This is a genomic window from Bartonella sp. CL435QHHD (genome assembly GCF_042195095.1).
Taxonomy (GTDB): domain Bacteria; phylum Pseudomonadota; class Alphaproteobacteria; order Rhizobiales; family Rhizobiaceae; genus Bartonella.
Genome location: NZ_JBHINS010000030.1, coordinates 1 through 3,537 on the forward strand (window position 1 = coordinate 1; position 3,537 = coordinate 3,537).

Sequence of the window (3,537 nt, forward strand, 5' to 3'; positions counted from 1 at the left end):
ACCTTATTGATTATCCATGGGACATGGCAAATTTTCCGTGGTGTTCGGTCAAAAAACATGAACGCGATATACTCATGGCAGAGTGGTTTAGCAACCGCACGCTTTATCTCGTGTTAAGAGACAGCCAAAATAGCGTGATTGGGTATCGCAGATGCTATGCTGTAGCGCCTGTCGAACAAGCTTTGGATGGTGTGTATAGCCATTGTGGTAACAGATTCCAGCCCTCCTCAATGGGCACGGCGCTTTTTCTGGCAGCCCGCACAGACTTTCACGATGTTGATGGGAAACAAGCAGCATTTGTTTCTATTCTCGTTCACGGCATTCCCAAACAAGATGTCCCCCTTGGAAAGCTTTGGTGTGACGTCAATGAACTGAATGGTGGTGTAGAGATACTCAAAACACCCATCAATATTCCTTTGCGTGCCGATGTTCGCGAACAATTCAAGATTTTATTGAGGTTTTAATATGAAGCATGAAAGTGGTTTACCCTTTGCAATTGACAGATCTCGCGGCAAAGAGGAACAACAAAGCGTTGTCTTTTATGGCACGCGTCCCTTTATTCAAAGTGGTGAATTGAATGAGGTTCAAACCATCATCAGGGGGCGGCATGACCGCTTGGGGCGCCTTGTTGCAAAAGAAGGAGACCGCGTTGAACGGGCTGATGCTTTTGTCAACAAAGAGACAAGGACCGTCACTTTAACGGATGGCAAAATTTATATCGCAGGCGATATTTTCCCCGTTGCACCCGCTGTACTCAACAATGTTGCCATGATTGGGCGCTTGGAAATTGGTGTGAAGCTGCAAAAAAAATGGATAACCCATGAGGATGATCCAGAGTTGTTGGGGCAAGTCCCTGGCACATTGGCAGAAGGAGAGCCTGGTGCCGCACGCGAAACAGCACAGCTTGTTTGGGCACTAAAAGAGGATGAGCAGAATGGCACTTTCTTTCCCGTTTATATCTTGCAAGATGGTGTTCTGATTGATCAAAAATCACCCTCACTCCTTGAACCCGCCATGCAAGCTATTGCGACGTACGACCGCGCCCATGGGCATTATATCGTGAGTGGCTGCCGTGTAAGCGCATTGGGAGCCAATAACGGTTGCCAAGTGTTTAGTATTCAAGAAGGAGAGGCCAATATCAATGGCTTTAAACGTAAACGCCTTGCCGCCTTGCGCCATGAAGAGATGCAAGATTTTTCGACAAGCGTTGTTCCAAGCGAAACGCATATTTTTGCGCCTTCAAAAGGGAAAACAAGTTTTACCTTTAAACCCTATTATTTTCCTATTTCCGATATTCAGTCTCTTTTGTTGACAAAAGAAAAAACCGTTAACGTCACCCGTGGTGCCGTTGCCGCTGGGCGTGATGGTGTTCCTGATAAAAGCATCACCGCGTTTATAAAAATCGTTCAAGGAAGCAAGGAATTTAAAGAAGGCACAGATTTTAAAAAAACCGGAGACACCATTGATTGGGCACCCGTGGGAGACGAACCTTTAGCGGGGAGCAGCTATAAGGTGACTTACCGTTACCGCGCAAAAATCACCGCTGATAAAGTAACAGCGCAGGAAATCACAGTCTCAGGGGGTGCGGAGGGTGGTGATATTATCGTCAGTTACACTTACAAACTCCCCCGCATTGACCGCATAGGACTGAACACGGGGGGCAATGTCGTATATATCAAAGGAGTTTCATCAGATCACCCCATGGCACCCAGTGTCCCTGATGATGTGTTGTCCCTTGCAACCATTACCAACAATTGGCTTGAAACGCCGGTTGTGGTCAATGATGGCACACGGGTTGCCCCCTATGATGAGATGTGGCGCTATTTTCAACGAGTGCTTTCGCTTGATCGATTGATGCAATTAGAGCGTATTAAAAGCAATGTTGACTCTAAAGAACCTGTTGCCAAAAAGGGCATGTTTGCAGACCCTTTTCTTGATGATAGTTACAGAGATGAAGGCTTTCAACAAACGGGGGCTGTAGGCAATGGCATTTTACAGCTCGCCATTGATCCAACCTTTTACACCGCTCATCTGAACGCGCCTGTTACGCTTGACTGGACAAATGAAGTGATCATTGCGCAAGAGTTGACAACTGCTTGCGAAAAAATCAATCCTTATCAAAATTTTGCGACCTTGCCTGGTACAGTAACCCTTGAACCCGCGACAGACTTCTGGCATGAACAGCGTACCGATTGGCTCTCAAGCGTGACCAATCAACTGAACATGGGATGGAACCGTGGGAGAAGCGTTCGTAAAACAGAAATCAGTGATGATTTGGTGAGTGCAACCCAAGAGAAAATCGATTTTTTGAGACAAATTACCCTTTCTTTCAAAATTGAAGGTTTTGGCAGTAGCGAAATCTTGGAACGTCTTACCTTTGATGGTGTGAATATTTTACCAAAAACAAAGCTTGTTGCTAACACCAAAGGCACCCTTGAAGGCACTTTCACGATTCCACAAAATATTACCGCTGGTACAAAAAATGTTGTGGCACGGGGAAAAGGTGGAACAATTGCAACAGGGCTTTTTACAGGTCAAGGTGTGATTGATGTGAAAGTGATGCGGCGCACCACCACGGTGAAAATATGGACGCAAGTGGACCCACAAGCGCAAGTTTTTACCCCCGATGAAACACGGCAAATCACCGGTATTGACTTTCATCTTTGCAAAATCGGTAATGAGAACCATGATTTGGTGATTGATTTGGTCACTACAGAAAACGGTTATCCGACCGCCGATATTCAAGCACAAAGCTTTTATTCTATGAAGGGCGCAAAGCTAGGTTGGGCAGAGGCACGCTATGATGTACCACTCCTTGTCCCCGATGACCGCTTAACGGCTTTCGTTATTAAGACAGATGATAGTAATCATTCTGTCTCACTGGCAAAGCTTGGGGATTTTGATGCAGAACACCAGAGATACGTCTCGAGCCACCCTTACGTGACCGGTCCACGCTTTTCTTCTGTCAATGCTAGGAGCTGGACCGCCCATCAAGATGAGGCTTTAGCTTTTAGGGTGCTGGCGGCACGCTACACACAAACAGAAAAAACCATTGATCTTGGCACTTTTGACCTTGTTGACTGCTCTGATTTGCAAATACGCGCAGCCATTGAATTGCCTTCAAGCGATTGTTCTGTCATCTTTGAAATTGAAAGAAACAATGGCACAATTTATCAACTTCTTCCCTTTCAATTGCTAAGCCTTACTGAATATATCAGTGAAAAGATAAAGCTTCGCGCTATTCTCAAAGGCACCGAAAAGCTCTCACCCGTCTTGTTTGCGCCTGTTCAATTGATTGCGGGAAAGATCCATAAGGAAGCTACCTATGTCACGCGTGCTTTTGCCTTTGGTGAAAAAGCAAGATTGACCAGCTATATCAAAACATTTTTACCAGGCGGTGCAACCTTCACTTGTGAGATGCAGTTGGATGATGGTGCTTTTGTTCCTCTCACATTAGAGGAAACAGAGCAGTTATCCGAGCCCCTTTGGACAGAGCGCAAATTTATCAGTGGTGATAAAGGCGCCAAACAAGCGCGC

The 3,537-nt window shown here is 45.9% G+C and carries 1 protein-coding gene and 1 pseudogene; both read left to right on the plus strand.

Going from position 1 to position 3,537, the window contains the following annotated elements; translation table 11 throughout:
- Positions 1 to 464, plus strand: a pseudogene (locus ACFILH_RS01550) (phage tail protein); the annotation flags it as partial.
- A 1-nt stretch (position 465) separates the two neighbouring features.
- A partial coding sequence (locus tag ACFILH_RS01555) for a DUF4815 domain-containing protein (RefSeq protein WP_375667263.1) occupies positions 466 to 3,537 on the plus strand: 3,072 nt, incomplete at its 3' end.